Origin of the sequence: Photorhabdus akhurstii (assembly GCF_018448925.1) — a bacterium.
In the GTDB taxonomy this organism is placed as follows: Bacteria; Pseudomonadota; Gammaproteobacteria; order Enterobacterales; family Enterobacteriaceae; genus Photorhabdus; species Photorhabdus akhurstii.
In genome coordinates this window covers 66,584-87,433 of record NZ_RCWE01000016.1, presented here as the reverse complement: position 1 = coordinate 87,433, position 20,850 = coordinate 66,584, and the positions used below count along the sequence as shown (strand labels likewise).

Here is a 20,850-nt window from a genome sequence, read left to right as displayed (position 1 = left end):
GCCAAAGGAAAAGTGTGTTGGTTGAGCCTGATTTTATATTTTGAATAGATATCATTGTCATCTTGTCAGGAAAATATCTCCAATTCCTATTTACAATGGCACCAATAAAGATACAAAGGTAAAAAGTCAGTTTTTGTTCAAATTCTCCTAATAATCCATTTGAACAATAGGATTAATTATTGAGTTAATTTATAAGATAGAAAATATAATCATCTGATAATTACAAATTGATATTAGTTATATATAGCCAAGTAATGCAGCTTTAGCTATTGCCTGGAATTTGTTCTTACAATCCAGTTTTTTGACGATATTCATTAGGTGAAAATCAACTGTACTTTTAGTGACACAAATGGTTGATGCAATTTCAATTGATGTCATCCCATCTGCGGTATACCTTAATACTTCTAATTCTCTATGTGAAAATGAGGTATTATCGATATAGAACGATTGTAAATACTTTGTGTGTGATGTTAAGTATCTTATTATCCTAATATATACTCCTAAAATTTCTCCACTACATTTATACATTGTCTCGTTATCAATAGGCCCCTCTTTTCCCGCAACAGAAAATACTCCATAAGTTCCTGAAAATGCAGGAAGACCAAAGGTGATCCCAGAGCGAAACCCATATTTCTGATTCACATACCAAAGTTCTTGCCCATTAGATTTTGAAAAGAAATCCAAATCCCATATTTTTGAAAAAGAAGGCGGCACTGGCCGGAAATTTAGAACGGGATCAATCATCCAATACTTTTTTTCTATATAAAGGGCTCTCCAAGATTCATGATAATTATTAAAGAAATACACTTCTCGGTTAGATATAGGAAAACGCGCCTTTAATAAAAGGGAGAACAAACTAAACCCCGAAATTTTGTTAATAAGTTCACAAATTTCAGCCACAAAATGGGGATCTACGTCTAATTTATGAAAATTATAAGGTAAGGTATATGGTCGATAAATATTCATTCAATGTCCTCTTGAAAATTAAGAATATTGATAGTGAATCCTAATATTTATTATAGTAGCAGAATTTAAACTTAATAGAGAAAATAATTCTTTACTGTTATACAGAGGCATAATCTGATAAGCCACCATGTATTATTCGTAAACAAGAGAAATTATATCAATAGGATTGAAAATTTAATAATCATGAAAAATTATATATATAAAAACATATTATAGCCATATGAAGAATATTAAACCATTTTCAAGTCAACATAAGTAATTATTTAATATTTTACTCTAAAAAATTATGTTTTGTTCTTTACAACAATAAATTAATTAAAGTATTGAATCATATGAAGTAATACCTAATAAATATATGAGTAATTTTCCCGTATAAACTATGATTTATACCAGTAGCTGTTTCAACTTTAATAGTTAATTATATAAAAAGAAAGTTATTAGAATAATAATTAGTAAACAAAATAATCTTTCAATTCCTAATAAATAGTTTAAATATGTAAAGAGGTGTTATAATGAGTGAAATCATTCAGGGTAAAGATGATATTGCTATAACCAGGAACGCTGTTACAGCTGATGTGACCTTTGTTATTGATATTGATTCAATAATTGAATATCTTAGCACTAATAATCTTAAAAGTTCTCTGGACCCTAAAGAGCCAACAATTATCCGTCAGCATGTATATATAGCTAATTATACTCCAGAGTTTGGACTAAAAGTGGCGAGTTCATCTGGTGCTCGTGTAACTGTTCCTATTAATGCAAATATTAGGTGGAGGGCGACAACTGTATCCAATAATTTCGACTATACAATTATACTGTATAAATTCAAAAAGCTTAGTACAGGACAAGATGTCGTCTCTGTCCCATCACAAATATGGTCACAGAACCCTATAGGCAAAAAAGTTCCAATGGTCCCTTCAGGAGTTAATGCGAATGAGGATGAACCTAAGGTAATTTTTGTTGAATCTCAAGACAGTTATTTCCAAGCAATAGCTCATAGACCAGGTGTAGAGCAATATACCTGGTTCTTTGCTGCTTATGATGGCAAAAAACTCCTAGGCTATTATCGATATGATCCATATGTTGAAGTAACTAATAACTAATCATTTGTATATTGTCATTTTCTACTGGAAAATTATTAAAATAGTTTTCCAGTATTTTTCACTTTACTTAAATATCTGCAATAAACACTAATTTATATAATAATATCACCACCGTATAGAGAAAAGCATCTAACATCCAGGTAAGTCTATTCTTCTCCATGAGTTTAACAATCTTCCGACAATTATTCTGTTATCTATTCAAATGATTTTCTCTCTATTATTGATTCCTTTAGCTAAAATAACTTACAGGGACTATTACATCTGATATTATCGTCTATCAAGCTAAGTAACAGTGAATTAAAATTTAGCTTATTATTACTTGCTTAGATTAAGCCTTTCTTTAAAAATCTTCCTAGTAAAACCCACGCTATTATTTAAAAAAACATCACCTGTTACTTATTCCACTTAAGTTAATTCATTAATAAGCAATAAAATCATTGCTCTTATTAACTCATTATTATCCGAATAACCAACTAATTGAAATTTCTAATAGAAAATCGAGATATAAAAGAAACGCCACTCGTTAATCAGAGCAAGATATAACCAGGAGTGTGCTTTAATAACAAATAAACTAGCCAATACGCATGTCATTACTATCGGGCTATCACCCTATATTTATGTTTTATGGAATAAAATATCATCCTTATCGGTGAATGAATGATAAAAAGAATATCTATTTTAATATTGGGTTGTATTTCCTTTCAGATAATCGCTTCACCGGCAGAGGTAAATGATAATCTGCCAATGACTGAGGCTAGAAGAACGCTGCAAGATAGTTCCAGGGAAATTAACCAACTGATAGAACAACGCCGATATCAGCAATTGAAGCAGCAGGCCAATACCGCTCCTGAGTCAACTCCTGCGCCGGTATTGCCGGAATCTAAGCAATGTCTGCCGTTAACCGGTGTTTACCTTAAAGGGATTTCTCTGCTCTCGGTTCGGGATTTAAGTACGCTCAGCGCTTTGTCCCCGGAGTGTATCAGCAGTCATGATATCAACCGGCTCAGCCACGAACTGACTCACCTTTATATCAGTAAAGGCTATATCACCGCCCGTATTCAGTTTATTGCGCCTAATGCCGATGGAGAGTTAGGGCTAAACCTTATCGAAGGGTTTATTGAGAAAATTGAAGGCGGTGATCGCTGGGTGAATAGTCGTATGTTATTTCCTGGTCTGGAAAAACAACCGCTCAATATCACACAACTCGATCAAGGTTTAGATCAGGCTAACCGGCTACAGTCCAATAAAGTCACCCTGGATATTTTACCGGGAACGGTAAATGGCGGCTCAGTGATCAAACTGCATAATCAGCGCAGTAAGCCTTGGTTATTGAATATTAAAACTGATAATTATGGGCAAAAGAGTACTGGGAAATGGCTGGTCCGCACAAATATCAGTTTTGACAGTCCATTTGGTTTATCCGATTTCATCAGTCTGAATGCCAGTAGTACGTTAGATAGCCCATCAAACCGGTATAGCCGTGCTTATACTCTGCTTTATTCGGCGCCCTATGGCGCGGCAACATTCAGTGGGTTTGGTAGTTATTCCCAATATACCAGCCGCCCCCATTTACAAATGAGAACCATAAAGATTTATGGTGATACACAACAAATCGGCATGCGTTCCGATTTTGCCTTCTATCGTAATCAATCTCAGATTAATAGTGTCAGCGGGCAACTGACTTACAAAAATTACAATAATTACATCGACAATGCCAAGATTGGCGTCAGTAGCCAAACATTGAGTGTCTTTGAGCTCGGCGTTAATCATTTACATATCATTCCAACAGGATTAATCACGCTCAATCTGAGTGTTGAACAGGGTTTACCTTGGTTTGGAGCACAAACCGGCACCTCTTATCTCGATAAACAGTTCACCAAAGGCAAGTTGATGGTCAATCTGCATCAGCGTTTTATGCTGTTCAACTCGCCTTATCAGCTCAATAACCTGTTTTATGGACAATACAACCGGCGCGGTCTGCCCGGCGTCGAATGGCTAAATATCACTGATCGGAATGCAGTGCGGGGATTTAGCAAAAATACGCTATCCGGGGATAACGGCTGGTATCTGCAAAATACGCTATCCCGGACATTTCCCCTCGCCAGCAGCACATTATCAATGCGTATCGGCATTGATACTGGCCGGGTTCAGGGATATCGCAGCCCACAAGGTTGGCAAAGCAGCGCCGGTATCAGTTCCGGCGCCACGCTGAAATACCAGCGCATGGTATTCGATATAGAAACCAGCCGAGGAAAGTTGCTTTCCAATCGCCAAGCATCTGATGAGCCCATTCAGGTGCTAGTCCGTTTTTCTTACACCTTTTGATGGTTTTAAGCAGTACCCAACGCTGTACACACAGCAATATAACTAAATATATAGAGACTTAATGTATGAAAAACAAAAAATTCAGGTTATCCCCTACCGGCAAGCTCGCCGCTTCTATGGCAATCATTCTTGTCTCTTGTTCTACCAGTTTTGCCAGTGAAATCGTTGGTGGTGGCGATCCAGCACACCATCCCGATATTTTCGCGGCCGAAGGTAAAGCAACGGTTGTGAATATCGTGACACCCTCCTCTTCCGGGCTGTCACATAACCAATATCTGGATTACAACGTCGGTCAGATGGGCGTCGTCCTAAATAACGCGTTGAAGGAGGGGCAATCACAATTAGCGGGTCAGCTCGCCGCTAACCCTAATTTAAATGGTCAAGCCGCTAGTCTGATTCTGAATGAAGTTATCAGCAGGAACCCTTCCCTGTTATTAGGTCAGCAGGAGGTGTTTGGTATCGCAGCAGATTATGTACTGGCAAACCCAAACGGCATTACCTGTAATGGATGTGGCTTTATTAATACTAACCGCGCGTCTCTGGTGGTGGGTAATCCATTGGTAGAACAAGGTAATTTACAAGGTTTCAGTACATTTGATAATCAGAACAGCCTGAAAATTAAATCGGATGGTTTGATCGCCAATGCGATCCTTGATCTTATCGCACCGAAAATTGATAACCGAGGCTCAGTCACCGCTCAGAAAGAGATTAATGCAATCAGCGGCGAAAATAAAACCTCAGCCACAGGGGAAATCATTGATTCTCAACAAGAGTTAACCAATGTGCTGGATAGCTATTATCTCGGCAGTATGCAAGCCGGACGTATCCGGCTACTTAATACGGCAAAAGGCAGTGGAGTTAATTTGCAAGGTTCTCTCACTGCCAGTGATGAGATTACGGTTAATGCCCACGGTAATCTCAATTTAGAAGCGGCACACCTGCAAGGCGGAAATGTTGCGCTCACAGGTAATAATATTGAAGTAAAAGGTAAAGTTAGCGAATCATCATATAGCCGTGATGGTAGCAATAATTACCAAAGCTATTTCAGCGGTTCTTATGTCAATAATAGTAAAAGTAGCCAGTCACTTGCCCGTACTAAACTTGAAGGCAAAAATATCTCATTGGTCGCCAACAGTAATAACCGAATTACAGCCACTGATATCGTGGGTGATGATGTTAATCTGAGTGGCGCTAATCTGACTTTAGATGGGCAGCAGTTAAAGCAATCCACTAAAAATATTGATAACCAATGGAGTTATTCCCGGCGCCATGAGGTGACTAAGGAAAGTGAAAAACTGCATCAGGCAGGGAATACGATAACCGCCCGGCAGAATGTGAATTTAAATGCCGTTGCAGGCGATGTTAAGATCCGTGGCAGCCAAATAAATGCCAACGATAAGCTGGCCGTTACAGCGAAAAAAGATGTACAGATTGCCGGTTTAACTGAAATAGAAACATCATCAGAAAAAGGCTATAAAAAAAATCACACGGCTAAATTGCAGACCGGAAGTTGGGAAGAGAGTAAACAGACCGAGCGCTTGATTGCCAGTGAATTACAAGCAGGTAGTCATCTTGATATTAAAGCAGGAAATCAAGCCGAGATTTTTGGGGCGAAAGTCCATGCAGGTCAAAACCTGACTCTGGAAGCCGGTAAACAACTGCAAATCGATGTTCAGAAAACGGCTAACAACGGTGCGGTACGTGATGATAAAAGATATTGGGGCGGTATCGGCGGCGGTGGGAATAAAGACAATAGTGAGTTGAAAGAAACCAGCCATGCATCTGAATTAACGGCGAATGGGCGTTTATTGCTGTCAGGCTATGAGGGTATTGCCATTACCGGCAGCAAAGTGAAAGCGACCCAAGGTGCTTTTGTAAATGCTAATAGTGGCAAATTAACCATCGATAATGCAGTCAGTTATATCGACCAGAAAGTTGATGAGCGAACAGGCACCGTACTCAACATCACTAATAGTTCAAAAAGAGCCAATAGCCAGCAACAGAAATCTCATGGCAGCGAGTTGGTTTCTGAAGCGGATCTCAAATTACTCAGTGATGAAGATATCAATATTATCGGCAGTCAAGTGCAAAGTAGCGGCGCGCTTAGCTTGAACACATCCGGTAATGTCAACGTGCTCTCTTATGGCGAACAGAAACAGGTTGATAAACAAAGCACCTCTCTGGAGCCGCAAATCCACTTCCAACCAAAGGGGGATAAACAGTATCGTGCCGGAATAGGCATTGAACATACCAGTAACAGTCAAAAAAATCAGACGATAACACAGCAAGCTTCCACGTTAAGTGGAGGTAGCATCACTCTCGATGCTGATAAAGATGTCACCCTACGTGGTTCCAATCTGGTGACGACTACAGGTGATGCTAAGATCACCGGTGCGAATGTTCATCTGTTAGCCGCGGATAATAAAAAATCCGAAGAGAAATCTCAGAGTAAAAAGTATGTTGGCACCTATCTCACTGGAGGAATCGATAAAGTCGGTTCCGGTATTCATGGTAGTTATGAAGGCAACAACAGCAATCATATCAGTACGACTGCCATTGTTTCCGGTTCTCAGATCGCAGGTAATTTGAACATTAAAGCCAACGGTGAATTGGTTCAGGAAGGGACGAAGCATGAAGTCAATGGCGCTTATACCGCTGAGGCAGGCAAAGTCAGCAATCTGGCCGTATCGAATACGACAGCAAATACCAACCACAAACTACAAGTTGGCACAGATATTGGTGTCAATGTCGATTATAGCGCGGTCACTCGCCCAATGGAGAAAGTGGTCAAAGAACCCGCTAAATCTGCGCTGGATGGCACTTTAACCAAAAAAGGCATACCCAATTTCGGCGCGGATATTGCCGCTAACGGCAGTAGCATCGTAACCGCGAACAAAAAATCCGAAGCGGTTGTGACTTCTGTTCAGGCTAGCGATATCGTCATTAAAACCAACGGCGAACTGTATGACCAAGGTACTCAATATCGTGCTGATAAGGGTAACGTTACACTGACTGCCGGTAGCCATAACAGTGAAGCAGCACAGAATCATCACCAAAGCAGCCACAGTGAAACCCGCGGCAATGCTGACTTACGTGTTTACACCACCACCGGTGAAGATATCTCCGGTAATGGTAAAGGCAAAGGCGGCACACAAAGCAGCCATACTGTGACAACCGAAGCAGTAACCAGTCGGATTACCGCAACGGATGACATTAATATTCGTGTCGAAAGGGATGCCGAATATCAAGGCACATCTCTGAATGCTGGCGCCGGTAAAGTCAATATCGATGCTAAAGGTGATATCCGTTTTGATAACGCCACCAATAGCGTAACGAAAACAACGACCGGTTATAACGGCGAAGCTTCTGCTAAAGGGGGGAATTCGCCGGAGGGCAAGAATGTTCATCTCGGTCTTGGCGGCGGCTACAACACGGATAGCAAGAATAGTACCACAGCTCAGGTCAGTGAGATTGGCGGTAAACAAGGCATCAATCTAAATGCAGGCAATAACTTGACGCTGAAAGGCGCTGAAGTGACCGGTAAGCAAATCGACCTGAATGCTAAACAAGGTAATGTTGAACTGGTATCTGCTCAGGATCGCATTAATAACGATGGTTGGGAGTTTAACCTGAAAGGCAATGGGGGGAATGCAAATTCGATCAAGAAAGCTGAGGATGACACTACCACCACGACCACAAAACAGAACTTCGGCGGGGAAGTCAAAGCAGGTATTGATCGCCTGCAAGCAACAACCCAACGTAATAGCCATATCAAAGGTGAAAATGTCGTGATCAATAGCGGCGGTGATACAACAGTTGCCGGAGCACGGATAGAGGCTGATCAGGTAAAAGGCAATATTGGTGGTGATTTACGAGTTGAAAGCCGTAAAGATACTGAACATGGGTTAAATGTCGGTGTTGATGCTGGCATTAATTACACCAAAGAATCCAAAGTAAAAAGTGACGATATTCCTAAAGACGAGGCAACTAAGGATGATTCGTCTAAAGACGATGTATCGAAAGATGAGGTATTGAAAGATGATCCAGCTAAAAACCCAACCGAAGATCCACAACCGAAAGGGTGGCAGGAAAGATTAACCTCCGCGTTTGATAGTCTTAATAATATTAAAGGTATTAATGGGGTTACAGGTAAACTTAAAAGCAATGTCGATATTAAAGATCGAGAAAATGTCGGCGAACAATCGGCTATTTCCGGTAATCAAGGGGTTAATTTAGATGTAAAAGGAAATACTCATCTAATTGGCGGACAGATTGGTAGCGAGAAAGGTAATGTCATTCTTAATACCCAAAATGTGGAGCAACAATCTGTTACCGGCTATGACAATAGTAAAGGCGGCAATGTTGCATTACCTGATTCTGTTAGCGGAATTGTTAAGGCAGTTCAGGAAGGTGTATTGTCCGGCAAAATACCTTTGGTGAAAACGTATAGTAATGAAACCGAAGCTAGTACAACTAATGGCGAAATAATTAATCGTAAATCTGATTAATTTGTTCTTTTATAAAAGATCCTTCAAATGAGGGATCTTTTTATTGCTACGTATATTGAATATTTCAATAATTCCAATTGAAAATAAACAACTTTTCAAAATAGTAAATTGCAGGTTATATATTTTTCCACTTTCATACCATAGTAGAGCCAACATGCCTTTTAAACCATCATAAAATGCCCGCTAACTGTAAAGCAAAACCATAGCGTCTTACACTTCCAACAATATTTTCTATAAAAATAAGCAACTATTCCTTATATAGGTTATTTTTTTCGGATTGATTTTCATTTGAGGGAGATATCTCATAGAACATATTACGCTTACGTTTGCTCGATGTGCCATGATATCTTTTGATAAACAGTTGACTGTTTTCTTTTGTTAAAAAGTAATATTCAGGGAAATTACTCTCTGGATATAGTAAACTGGCAAAATTAGGTACAATTTGATTTTTGTCACGATAATCAGGATAAGGGAAGTATTCTTCAAAATAAACGATTTCTTTGTTTTTGATAAAAATAAATTTCACCCCAACATCAATAAATTGATAATGCATACCAATCGCCTTTTCTATAGATTTAGGACGAGTTCCTGTAGGGAATATATAGGCACGATCCCAATGAAATGGTGTTATTTTACTTAAATCAATTAAGCATTCCTGATTTATTTGGCAATGTTCATTGGTATAATCGGCAATGGCCTCTCTAACATCCCATTTTTTGAAAAAAATAAAATAAACAGAGACAAAAATAGAAAATATGATTAAAACAATAGATAAATTTTTATTCATTAATTTCATCTTCAATTTTCTCCTTATACATAACTAATTTTTATTCATACTTCTTTCTTATATTATAATAAAATGTCACTTATTAGTAATTATTTTTTGAGGATTTTGAATGTCTTTTATATCAGGATAGATATAGTATAAGTTATACATAGTAACCATATGCCATAATTTTTTCTGCTTTTAACACAAAACCTCAGATCTTCATCTGAGGTTTTGTATTAGCTATTATTTTTCAATAAGTTATACTGTTTTATTTGCCGTTTTCATCAAGGCTTTCAAATACAGACTTCATATAAGCGTATTGTACATCGGAAATTTTTTCTTTAACAACTTCATAACCATGAGCATTCTTAACGGCAACATATAACCCTTCTTTATGAAATTTTTCTAATGCGATGAGCGCTAACATTTTCATTGATGTTGTATTTGAGCTCAACCCAATATGGCGGCCTATTTGGTTATTAAGTAAATCAATAGTCTGATCAGCATCATTGAGAACTACAAATTGCCGGATATTCAGATCAACCCGAGGGTCAACTTCATGTGCATCACCTGCATGTTTAGCAATTTTTTCCCCATATCTGGCTGACAGAGTAGCCTGCCAAATAGTATGTCGAAAAGCATTCACCTGCGTTCCTTCACCCTGCATGTCCTTGAGTTGAGTGAATCCCCCTTTTTTCTCATCACCTTGGGTTGCAAAGCGCACTGCATTGGTGGTGATATTTGTCGAACCCTGACTAAAAAGGCCAATTTCGAACGCTTCTTTCGGGTACAACTTGGCAAAAATTAATTGCTTCACCGAAGGCGGAATTGCTGTGTTTTGACCGTCATGAATAGCTTCATTAATTTCTATTCTTGATTTTTCAAGATCTTCTTTAATTCTTTTTAATCGAGCGACTTCTGTAGTGAGCGCTCTACTTAATTTAGCTTTCATTTCCTTATAATACAAAAACAAATTTCTAACAGCTCTTCGATATTTATTTCCAATCTCATTCCAAAAATCATCAGACTTTTTAATCTCACTATTTAAAAAATCATCTAAATTCTTCTGGGAATTAATCACTACCCTAGATGTCAATTTAATTATGCCCACATTTGTCGTATGTTTCTTATCGTAAGGGTACTTATTAGCATCAATTAACGTTAATCCTTCAGGTGTATTGTTAATAATATTAAGTGCTTTATTCACTGATTCAATTGCTTTTTCAGATTTGGATTTTTGAAATTCTGAGATGTAACGTTGATATAAAACTAGTTCTTCAAGCGTCATACCCGCTAAATTTTTTGTCGCTTCTTGAGGGGTCTTATTAGTTAATGCTTTCTGTTCAGTAATAATGCTTTCTAATTTAGCCTTTTGTTCATGCGTAAAACCAGGAATAGCATTGATAATATTGTCAGCTCTTATCGAATCGACTTTAATATTAAAATCGCCAAAATTGATGAAAGGAATATCAAAGTTTCTTTCAGCACCAGAAATGGCACCTGCCCCCCAATTAATCGGCACATCTATAAAATCTGCCAATCCTGAGGCAGTTATGTGGCCCTGAGTAATTGAAGTTACACGCCCTTCAAAGTGAAATTTATAACCATCACTGCCAGGGATAGTAACGTTAATAGGCGGAAAGTTCAGAGGAGAAATTTTCATAATATGTTCCTTATAGAATATAATTGCAAAAATAATTATCTAGATTACACCTAGCGTTTCACGTAATCGTGTCGAGTGAGTTATTATATTATTTTTGCAAAAATGGTTATTCCGACACAGTGCTATTATAGATTTTATTATCTATTTTAATAGCAAGTTTTTTTGTATTACTACTGTTACAAAACTAGGAGAATCGTATGAATAATTAAATATTATCCACACGCAAAAACCCCGCTTATAATACTTACTCCAAAAGTTGAGTTTCCATCCAAATTCGTTTATGTTTCATCCTCATATTTAATTTTTTTTGGTTTATTTTTTCAGCTTATTTAGATGTGATTGTACTTTATGATCCCATATATATTAGTAATTTTTGTCTTGAGTTGTCTGAATAATTTTTTATATTAAGCTTCGCTCATTTTGGGATATGGGTACTATAATTGGCGTAACTCAGTCCTTTTAGTGATTTTTGGCGATTGATCAGAACGCCAAAATTGGACTAAGCTCCCTTCAAGGAATCTATTATTTTGAAAAATTATTTAAATTTCTTGATATAATGTTACATAATACATTTGCCTATAAATCGGCTGAGATAAATAAACATCATCAAACTCATGTTTATCATGCAGTACTTTGTCCCTTTCAGCCTTAGCTATTTCATGTTGTAGAATAATAGCTACTTCACTTTTATTTAATTTCTCAGAAAGAATTAATGGAAGATTAAATTTCACCCAAGACTATCGCCTGGAAAATCTTTCCTCGTTGGGCTGGTGGCCTATCACTTTGACAAGTGACCTGGATTTGACAACGGAATCATCTCGTAGAAACATGGCATGATGAGATTACTCATATTCAAGCAAGGTAACTATTTGAGGCTATACATGCCAAAGCGCACAGAAAAACAGGAAACAGCCCAATATCAGCCGAAAAGGTTATCCAGAACACCTTTAGAGAAGGGCATTCATCACGGTAAAAAAGCGATTTCCCTGACAGTCAGAGTAGGAAATTATATCCGCAATATTCCTATTATTGCCCACTTTATCCGGGCAACGCTGCGTTTTAATGATCGGATGGGTAATCAGTTTGGCGCCGCAATAACGTATTTTTCCTTCTTATCACTTATTCCCATTCTGATGCTCTCTTTTGCCATTGCCGGTTTTATTCTAGCCTCTAATCCCGATTTGCTGGCAAAACTGATTAATGGTATCGCCAACAGTATTAGTGATCCGACTCTTGCCAATACGCTGAAAAATAGTGTCGATACAGCAATTAAACAACGTACTACCGTGGGATTAACCGGTTTGGCAATTGCGCTGTATTCGGGTGTGAATTGGGTCAGTAATTTACGTCAGGCTATTCTTGCCCAGTTCCATCCTGTCTGGGTGAGAAATCAGGAAGATAATGAGAAAATCTATTTTAAATATCTTCGTGATTCTATTTCTCTGATCGGGCTATTATTAGCGCTGGTCATCACGCTATCACTGACCTCTATCGCAGGCTCCGCCCAAGCAACCATTGTCAAGATGTTAGGGTTAGATGGCATTGAATGGCTTCGTCCATCCTGGTTCTTGATTGGATTAGCCATTTCTATTTCAGCTAATTATCTGCTTTTCCTATGGCTATTCTGGGTGTTGCCTCGCCACCAGCCAGAACGCAAGGCTCTATTAAAAGGGACATTGATGGCAGCAATAGGCTTTGAAGCGCTCAAATATATTATGACCATGACGTTACCACGCCTCGCCAATTCCCCTTCTGGCGCCGCATTTGGTTCTGTTATCGGCTTGATGACATTTTTCTATCTCTTTGCCCGTTTAACGCTATTCTGCGCTGCCTGGATAGCTACTGCGGATAATAATCATAAAAATACCGAATAAATATGCCCTGGCAGAGCTATCTGCCAATAATAACCGATGAAAAGGAGCTGTTTATGCCATTTGTTAATATCAGAATTACTCGTGAAGGTGCTACAGCAGAACAAAAGAAGCAATTAATTGAAGGAGCCACTCAGTTATTGGTTGATGTATTAGGAAAAAATTCGGCGACAACTTTTGTCATTATTGATGAAGTCGATACTGATAATTGGGGCATCGGCGGTAAGAATGTGACTGAACTTAGAGCTGAGGCTAAAAAGTAGTCTCCAATGATGAAGGGCGGTATTGCCCGCCCTTTTACCACTTTAAGACGCTTTTGCATCAGGTTTAGGTATCGGTGGTTGTGCCGGAATATCAACTTTATCCTGATGTGGTGTCAACGACATAATCTGATTAAAGCTGTTTCTTAACTGATCGACATCCATCTCCGCTTCCCCTTTCGGTTGAATCAGAATAAATGCAACTTCTTGTGAAAGGATCTGCTTCAACTCACGATTAAGCATTTCAGGGGTCAAGGAAGCTAAAAATGCTTGTCTCAAACGCTGATACTGCTCAGGAGCGATATCCACCACATTGCTCTGTTGGGACAAAAGACGCTGATTAATCAGAATATCCGTGCTGGTATGACCATACATGGCAAACAACTGGCTGAGTTGTGCTTGTTTTTGCGCATATAGCTCATCAAATTGTCCCTTCGGCAATCCTTTATCCCGTAGTGTGACCAATTCAGCCGCCAGATACTCCATTGCGGGTTTTAGATTACCTGCCGCCGTGTTGAGATTCAGGGCGCAACTCGCACGATGATACTGGACTTTGCAATCCAACCCCAGTTTCAACGCTTTATCATTTTTTCTTTCCAGCCCAAGTTGCAGATAACGATAAAGTGCCTCGCGGGTAATATCACTGATCCAATAGTGATTAAGCACATGTGAATCATTAATCGGCTGCCAATTGAGATCCCAAATCAAGGATAAAGTATCTTCCTTCTTTTTATCGCTGATAATCCCTATGGTCTCCGGTTTCATTGGTGACAACGCTGCAATGGTGGCCGGAGTATGGCGTTTACCTTTCAATGATGAAAACGCTTGGCTGATATTTTCCGGCAGAGTACGGCTATCCACATGGCCCGCAACGTATAACGTCATCATGTCAGGGGTATACCACTGCCGGTAAAACTGCTTAAGTTTCTCCAAATCAATAGGTTGAGGCGCATTTTGCGCCGGATCGTGCCCTAACAACGTTGAACCTTTCAAACGTCTACGCCACACGGGATCTTGTATATCCGGTGGATAGGTTGCGACGGATGTATTAGCCATTTTCATGGCATGTTGTAGAGTCTCAGGTGTAAATACCGCCTTGCCCGCTGCATCAGCCAACCAGTTCAACGCGTCTTTTAGTAGTTCAGGCTGATTATGTGGCAAGCTCAAGCTATAAAGTGTGAAATCATATGAAACAATAGCTGGAGGCAGTGGGTATTTTGGATCAATAGCGCTGTTCCATAACTGGTCTAATTTGGTGGAAGATAAACTTTTGCTACTAAAGAGCACGACTTTCGGAATCAACCAGGTATAACCCGCCTGTTGGGTTTTCTCCGCCAGTGACCCTGTTTTCACAACAAGGCGCAACTGTATTCTGTCGTTAGGACGTTGCGGCGTCTGCAAGATTTGCCAGTTAAAACCATTTTCCAGTTTACCCTGTTTCCAGGCAGGGTCAGGCTGCAAGGCTTCCGCCTGCGTCTGGCCCGCAATTGCCAGCATTATCCCACCAATAAAATAACGAATTTTCGAACCCTGCATGTGAACCCCTATAGATGTCTATCCTTGGTTTTAGCCTTCGAAGGTTTCACCATTGATGACAGAATATGTTCCCTTCGACCAATAATAACGGTAGAAAAAGCAAAAACCTGAATTTTAACAGGCAAAATCCTGTCAGGATTATAACTGAGGATTAGACCTCAGATCGCCACGGATGGTTTCATGATGACGGAGGTTTATGCTTATCAAATTGACGATTATATCCCCTGATCAGCATACCCAATTCATCATCCTGATGATATTTAGGGCAAGCCATTGGCTCTGATGGTTGATCGTTATTAAGATCCCGAGCAATGTCACGTAATGGGTGCACAATAATCCGGTTGATACACCAGCTTATCGACACCGTAAGGATAAGGGCCAGTAATAAATAAGTTGTCAGCATCAGCGCCAACGTATTAATAGCAAAACGATATACTCGATTGGAATCCACTTGCAAAATCAGATGCCCTAGCGGTTTAGCTCCTGTCGATACTGAACCATAAACATGAAGAGGAATACTCACTTCCACAGGGATACCAAAAACTCGTTTAGCCAGTCCGGGAATTGGGCGATGGGTAGCAAAGCTCAATCGTATCACCCGGATATCCTCCGGCAACACCACATCTGCCCGTCCTAAGATACCTACAGTACGCAGCCCTATCAGCAACTCTTTTGCTTTACTGAGATCGGAATTAAGTAGTGCTTCCGTTAAAGGCACCTGTACCTGAACTGCCGCATTATTAAGCTGGCTGATATAATCATCTTTACGTTGCTGTATAAAATGACACAATTGAATCGTAATAAAAATAGCAATGGTCACCAGCGTGACGCCGGTCACTGCGGCCATCTGTTTAATGGTTAACGAACGTTTGACGCGCAATTTCATTTTCACTTAAACCAATGCCTGTGGATATCGCAGTTATAACACGTGATCTATGGAATTGAGTATACTTGATTTTATCGCCAACGATCCTGTTTCACTTATCCAAGTCGTTATTTTCCTGAAATAATTGCCTTTGGTGGTTATCTGTAACTATTAGAAAAACATATAAATATTCAATTTTCCTATTTAAAAGCGTCTGATTTAACCACAATGTGTAACATTGATGAAACCAAGCCGCCAATCAGAAACTTAAATTAGTCACTCTTTTAGCATTATACGAAGAAAAGTATCAAGCCAAGCTACTTGTTTTTTCCTGGCGATCCACCTTTACTTATTCTGCCCAAGACACGTTCCTAATAGTTATGTTGTCGTGATTTAACTCACTGTATACACGACATCATTAAGCAAAACGTAATGAAAGTTTAAATTTATACTATATTCTATTGTATGCGCCTGTTTCGGAGAAGTATATATTAACCACAGTAATTCACTGTATGTCCTGACTCCTCAACATGACACTATTAACCTTGTGTGAAAGGATGGTGTGTATGAGTGATCTTGAAGATTTATACCCCTATCGTTTTTCAGCACTCTCCTATTCTAAAGCTGAACGGTTTGATGCTTGGCGTGAAAAGCACCAGCATCATAATATTTCGCTAAAAATGCGTGAAATTATTATCTTAGATGCTAATTTCTGCGGGATGCATATAGGGGAGCTGATGCTTGGACGTTGGCGTTTCCTTAGCAAGCGCGAGAATACAATCAATAACTTTGCTCATCGTTCATTAGACAAGATTCGCAAGGATAATCTTGACCACTATTATTTTCGCCTTAGCCTTTCTGATATGTGGATTTATAATGATGCTAGCCACCAAACTAAGGTAAGACCTTCGCAATTGGCTGTTATCGATTTAGGTCAACCCTATAATTTGAGCATCGCCGAAGGTGAGGTCATCATGTTGATGGTTCCTCGAGATCTTCTCCCGACAACAACGGCTAATTTCCACGGGGCAGTCTTAGATCACAGCCTGGGACAGCTTTTTGCTGAACATATTAGAGCACTATTTCTGCATGCTCCCCACTTGCCTAAGAACGATATGCCACAGGTTATGCAAGCTACTTTGGGCTTCCTGAATGCGACGCTTTCTGCGACCCCAGATAATATTATTCAGGCACAAACTGCTATTGACACGACTTTGTTCAACAGGATCAGACACTATATTGATCAAAATCTTAATTCAAATACACTAAACGTTAACCAGATTTGTGAACAAATCGGTATTTCCAGGAGTCATTTATATCGGCTCTTCGAAACGGTAGGCGGTGTAGCAAGTTACATTTGTTCACGACGTTTATCTAAAGTTCATTCAATTCTGAGTTCCCAAATCACCCCACGTCAACGTATTGCTGACTTGGCTTATCAGTATGGGTTCAGTAGCCCGGTTCAATTTGCGCGCGCCTATAAGAGGAAATTTAGCTATTCTCCAAGCGAAACGAAAAGAATCGTTCTCCCTACCGATGAAGATTCATCTGTCTTGCAGTCTAGTAGCGATTTTTGGCTACGGTCTCGTTGATTAATGTTCGTTTGCGCTCTGCCCTACTGTGGGTGAATGAGTGCTTAACATTATGCTACAAAGAGCATCTCCTGCAATCATCCCGCCCGCGAAAGACTCCAGTCCGTGGGAAGGGTGGTTGCGATACTTGCGTTTTACCCATAAACGACAAATCAACCCAAGGAGAACCATCCAGCCAACAGTAGGTTTAGCTATCAATAGTCCTGTTGCAAGCATGATACCTAATTGGCCTCGAGTGCCGCCAATAACTTGTAGTAGCGCGCCCAGTATTACCCAGCTGGTGAAATTCATTAAGTTGCTTTGATCTATACTTGTTTTAATAGCCGCGGCATAAGCCAAATTGACTGGGGCAAACAGGTTATGAGCGAACAAATCCCGCCAGGTCAGTAGAACAGCGATAATCGCTACGCCAAAACCTAACATGCCTGCGATCATTTGTTCTCGCCGCCCTCTTTGCTCAAATATGGGATCACGATTATCACCTCTCAATATGTATCCTGCTTTAAGGTCGTAGCCCATATCAGCAAATGCAGGCCCAGTTGCCGATGTAAACGCTGTTAATACGACCAAGGCTTTTACTGGAAAACCGATCCAGATACCAATTACCAATGATAGTAGCGCTACGCCAAACGCAGGCATCCACCCGGTGTTCATGGCTGCGATTCCCACGATGAGTTCGTGAAGTAGCGCTGAGATCGTGCCAAATACAACAAATCCAATCAACATAGGTAAACTGAGTTGTTCAAACAGACCCGTCCCTAGAGCAAGTATCATCGCCAAAAGCAGATAACCCAAACTACCGATACCGAGTAAAGCCCGAAAAGATGAGGCACCAGGCTGATCAATCTGATGTTGATGACAGCCCGCGGGAATAGTGATGTGTGCCTTTTTCCGCTTGTACATGGAAAGACCAATTTGCAAAGCTGCCACCATACCAGCACCAACCAAAATCCCTTCAGGCATTCTCAGGGTACTGATATCCAATGCAAACACAATATAGAGACAGGGAGCCAATAGCAGTCCAGCCGCGAATGACAGCATAGCCGCAAAGCCCCCGATAAAAGCAATACCGGCAGCCGACATTGGCAAACCTAAAAGACTGCCGATAAACCCACTTATCACCCCACAAATTAATGTGATCGTTCGATAACCTCCTCGATCAGTGGTTTTGATCACCTCAGCGGTAGCCATCCCAAGAGGCCAAGCACCTGATGCTGGAAATACCGGGGAGTCAAACATACGATATAGCAGGAAAGCATCCCACAACATAGCCAAACTTACCCCTACCAGTATCGGCATAATGAGTTCAGGCATCTCCATGACGTACGCGATACCAAGCGGGGCGAGAAGGCTGATAGCTGCCCCAAAAGTGGCAGAGGACATACTGGTTTGCACTAAATTTTGTGCATGAACAGAACGGAAAAGCGTGAATTGATAGATTGGGAGCCGTGCTATCGCCATAGCAACCAGAGCACCAATTATAGATGTGCTTGGTGTGACACCCAGAGTGACAAGTGTTTGGATACCAATGATTGATCCGAGAGAACTTACCAGAATCAATACAACTAACATTAATGGAGAAAACGCCCGTGGGTGAGGTGATGAGATATTCGTCATACGCTGGTGGCTTGATTCTTTCCCCACGGTGCTCTCCCCTAATTTTCAAAGTTGGTAATAGTCACTGTCTCTCTGTTGTTTCATCATCTATTTTCAATTTAAACCGATTTTTAAATCTATTGCAGATAGCCGCCGAACAACGTGGCATCTTCCTGTAATGCCTATTGTTTCGACTGTTGTCGTTTCAATGTCATCCAAAGGATACATAAAACTGAAAGAGAGATAGCTAACAACAACCCCATTGCCGCACGGTATCCCTCAATAAAGAACGTATGAAAAACATTCAGCGCATCTGCAAGGTCAAGACCAGCATGTTGATGTAAAGCTGAAAGCGCCCCTTCTGGTTCAGCGATAACTTTCTCCACCCATTGACCAGGCGCCACGCCAAACGCGCCTAATTTGAGTAATAAGCTGCTGGTAGCAACTTGCTGATAAAGTAACAGGCCAAAAGCAAGCCCTACGGCCCCACCAATATTATGCACCGTCCACGATGATCCCATAGCAACCGCCCCCATACGTTCCGGTACAGATGACAGCGCAGCCACTGTGGATGGCCCCAGTACACAAGCCCAACCAATACCCATAAGCGTAAACGCAATCGCAATACTGAATAGACTGCTGTATTCGGAAAAGAGTGTTTGAAGAAATGCTGAAATAGCAAAAAATAAAAAGCCGCTGACAAGTATTATTTTGACTCCCATTCGGTCAGTAAGCCGACCAACAATCGGTGAAAGAAGAGCAACCATCGCCGTAGTAGGAAGCAACATCATACCTATCTGATATCCCTCAAGATCTTTTATCGTATGTAGGTACAGAGGCATCAGGAAAAAAGCCAGACAGTAAAAAAAGGCCAGTGCCGCATTGGCTATAGCCGCACCAATGAAAGTCCGGTTTTTAAACAGATGGAGTTGAAGGATCGGCGCAGAGACCCGTTGTTCAATATGATAAAATATGACCAACGCGACGACCGATATGATTAAAAGACCTAGCGTAGAGAATGACAGCCATCCCCACTCACTACCTAAGCTGAGTACAACAATGCAGGCCGACAGACCGGTGATCAGAAAAATCAATCCCCCCCAATCTAACGTCGTCCCTTGTTCCTTATTCCTAGATTCTTTGACGCTAACCGTACAGATTAATAGGCTTAAGACAATCAATGGAACGTTTATTAGGAAAATCCAACGCCAACCTAGAGTGCTAACGATGATTCCTCCTATTACCGGGCCAATTGCCAGTCCGAGTCCATTAACCCCAAAGAGCAAACCGATACCTTTTCCACGCTCCTCCTCAGGGAAGGCATTGGAAACTATGGCACCAGAGGCTGTGTATAAGACTGCGCAGGATACTCCCTGAGCAAAGCGAAAAGCGATAAGCCAGTTTATATTTGTAACGAGCCCAGCACCAAGTGATGCAAGTCCGAAGCATATGGCGCCAAGGTAGAGTACGCGCCGACGACCATAGATATCAGCCATACGCCCCATCACAACCATGAAAGCTGATAGTGCCAAGAGAAAAATATTGATAATCCACTGGAGTTCAGCCACTGTAGCATGAAGATCAGCTCTTATTGCGGGCAAAGCCGTGTTGACGATAGTAAAGTCAATACAACCAAGAAAGCTCGCAATACTCACGCCAGTCAAAACCCACCACTTTCTGTGATTCTCTGAGAAAAAAATCATCAAATAGCCTCCTCTGTGTTCAGTAGTTCATCTAAAAAATTCCCGGAACCTCGCTGAAACAGGCTTGAGTATCGGCTTAGCATGTGCCGGGAA

General features: G+C 40.5%; 14 protein-coding genes. 6 read left to right on the top strand and 8 right to left on the bottom strand.

Annotation, left to right across the window (positions count from 1 at the left end; genetic code table 11):
* Positions 1–237 precede the first annotated feature (237 nt).
* Positions 238–966 (bottom strand): LuxR family transcriptional regulator, encoded by a 729-nt coding sequence (locus tag EAE93_RS16585; protein WP_036783176.1) that lies wholly within the window; start codon positions 964–966, stop codon positions 238–240.
* Positions 967–1,478: 512 nt separating this feature from the next.
* On the opposite strand from EAE93_RS16585, the gene EAE93_RS16580 reads away from it, so the two are divergent.
* The 3 genes from EAE93_RS16580 (at position 1,479) to EAE93_RS16570 (ending at position 8,902) form a co-directional block, all read left to right on the top strand.
* Positions 1,479–2,069 (top strand): inclusion body family protein, encoded by a 591-nt coding sequence (locus EAE93_RS16580; protein ID WP_036783173.1) that lies wholly within the window; start codon positions 1,479–1,481, stop codon positions 2,067–2,069.
* 657 nt (positions 2,070–2,726) lie between these two features.
* Complete coding sequence (locus EAE93_RS16575) at positions 2,727–4,394, top strand: ShlB/FhaC/HecB family hemolysin secretion/activation protein (protein ID WP_214040126.1); 1,668 nt, start codon at positions 2,727–2,729, stop codon at positions 4,392–4,394.
* Between the two features lie 65 nt (positions 4,395–4,459).
* Complete coding sequence (locus tag EAE93_RS16570; protein ID WP_214040125.1) at positions 4,460–8,902, top strand: hemagglutinin repeat-containing protein; 4,443 nt, start codon at positions 4,460–4,462, stop codon at positions 8,900–8,902.
* A gap of 247 nt (positions 8,903–9,149) precedes the next feature.
* Here EAE93_RS16570 and EAE93_RS16565 read toward each other — a convergent pair whose 3' ends face one another.
* The 3 genes from EAE93_RS16565 to EAE93_RS16555 form a co-directional block, all read right to left on the bottom strand.
* The gene (locus EAE93_RS16565; protein ID WP_036783164.1) at positions 9,150–9,698 is read right to left on the bottom strand and encodes a hypothetical protein; all 549 of its coding nucleotides are present in this window, start codon (positions 9,696–9,698) and stop codon (positions 9,150–9,152) included.
* Between the two features lie 241 nt (positions 9,699–9,939).
* On the bottom strand, positions 9,940–11,334 hold the full coding sequence (locus EAE93_RS16560) for a DUF6973 domain-containing protein (RefSeq protein ID WP_051560903.1): 1,395 nt from the start codon (positions 11,332–11,334) through the stop codon (positions 9,940–9,942).
* 539 nt (positions 11,335–11,873) lie between these two features.
* Complete coding sequence (locus tag EAE93_RS16555; RefSeq protein WP_011144706.1) at positions 11,874–12,065, bottom strand: hypothetical protein; 192 nt, start codon at positions 12,063–12,065, stop codon at positions 11,874–11,876.
* A 150-nt stretch (positions 12,066–12,215) separates the two neighbouring features.
* Between EAE93_RS16555 and yhjD the strand changes: the two genes are divergently transcribed.
* A complete protein-coding gene (gene yhjD, locus EAE93_RS16550) occupies positions 12,216–13,208 on the top strand; it encodes an inner membrane protein YhjD (protein WP_214040124.1) in 993 nt (330 codons plus the stop codon).
* A gap of 53 nt (positions 13,209–13,261) precedes the next feature.
* Positions 13,262–13,468, top strand: a complete 207-nt coding sequence (locus EAE93_RS16545; protein ID WP_036814360.1) for a 2-hydroxymuconate tautomerase family protein — start codon at positions 13,262–13,264, stop codon at positions 13,466–13,468.
* Between the two features lie 42 nt (positions 13,469–13,510).
* On the opposite strand, the gene EAE93_RS16540 is transcribed toward EAE93_RS16545, so the two are convergent.
* On the bottom strand, positions 13,511–15,001 hold the full coding sequence (locus EAE93_RS16540) for an insulinase family protein (protein ID WP_036814357.1): 1,491 nt from the start codon (positions 14,999–15,001) through the stop codon (positions 13,511–13,513).
* Between the two features lie 178 nt (positions 15,002–15,179).
* Positions 15,180–15,887, bottom strand: coding sequence for a HAMP domain-containing protein (locus EAE93_RS16535; RefSeq protein WP_214040123.1), 708 nt, complete (start codon positions 15,885–15,887; stop codon positions 15,180–15,182).
* 545 nt (positions 15,888–16,432) lie between these two features.
* Between EAE93_RS16535 and EAE93_RS16530 the strand changes: the two genes are divergently transcribed.
* A complete protein-coding gene (locus EAE93_RS16530) occupies positions 16,433–17,458 on the top strand; it encodes an AraC family transcriptional regulator (RefSeq protein WP_052105921.1) in 1,026 nt (341 codons plus the stop codon).
* On the opposite strand, the gene EAE93_RS16525 is transcribed toward EAE93_RS16530, so the two are convergent.
* Positions 17,459–19,102, bottom strand: a complete 1,644-nt coding sequence (locus tag EAE93_RS16525; RefSeq protein ID WP_236545713.1) for an OPT/YSL family transporter — start codon at positions 19,100–19,102, stop codon at positions 17,459–17,461. It lies immediately after the preceding gene.
* A 134-nt stretch (positions 19,103–19,236) separates the two neighbouring features.
* The gene (locus tag EAE93_RS16520) at positions 19,237–20,757 is read right to left on the bottom strand and encodes an MFS transporter (RefSeq protein ID WP_214040122.1); all 1,521 of its coding nucleotides are present in this window, start codon (positions 20,755–20,757) and stop codon (positions 19,237–19,239) included.
* Between the last annotated feature and the right edge of the window lie 93 nt (positions 20,758–20,850).

Excerpts from the sequence above, each read along its gene's own strand:
- EAE93_RS16520 (WP_214040122.1), bottom strand. The coding sequence starts at position 20,757 with ATGATTTTTTTCTCAGAGAATCACAGAAAGTGGTGGGTTTTGACTGGC.
- EAE93_RS16565 (WP_036783164.1), bottom strand. The coding sequence starts at position 9,698 with ATGAAATTAATGAATAAAAATTTATCTATTGTTTTAATCATATTTTCT.
- EAE93_RS16535 (WP_214040123.1), bottom strand. The coding sequence starts at position 15,887 with ATGAAATTGCGCGTCAAACGTTCGTTAACCATTAAACAGATGGCCGCA.
- EAE93_RS16570 (WP_214040125.1), top strand. The coding sequence starts at position 4,460 with ATGAAAAACAAAAAATTCAGGTTATCCCCTACCGGCAAGCTCGCCGCT.
- EAE93_RS16580 (WP_036783173.1), top strand. The coding sequence starts at position 1,479 with ATGAGTGAAATCATTCAGGGTAAAGATGATATTGCTATAACCAGGAAC.
- EAE93_RS16585 (WP_036783176.1), bottom strand. The coding sequence starts at position 966 with ATGAATATTTATCGACCATATACCTTACCTTATAATTTTCATAAATTA.
- EAE93_RS16545 (WP_036814360.1), top strand. The coding sequence starts at position 13,262 with ATGCCATTTGTTAATATCAGAATTACTCGTGAAGGTGCTACAGCAGAA.
- EAE93_RS16530 (WP_052105921.1), top strand. The coding sequence starts at position 16,433 with ATGAGTGATCTTGAAGATTTATACCCCTATCGTTTTTCAGCACTCTCC.
- EAE93_RS16540 (WP_036814357.1), bottom strand. The coding sequence starts at position 15,001 with ATGCAGGGTTCGAAAATTCGTTATTTTATTGGTGGGATAATGCTGGCA.
- yhjD (WP_214040124.1), top strand. The coding sequence starts at position 12,216 with ATGCCAAAGCGCACAGAAAAACAGGAAACAGCCCAATATCAGCCGAAA.
- EAE93_RS16575 (WP_214040126.1), top strand. The coding sequence starts at position 2,727 with ATGATAAAAAGAATATCTATTTTAATATTGGGTTGTATTTCCTTTCAG.
- EAE93_RS16560 (WP_051560903.1), bottom strand. The coding sequence starts at position 11,334 with ATGAAAATTTCTCCTCTGAACTTTCCGCCTATTAACGTTACTATCCCT.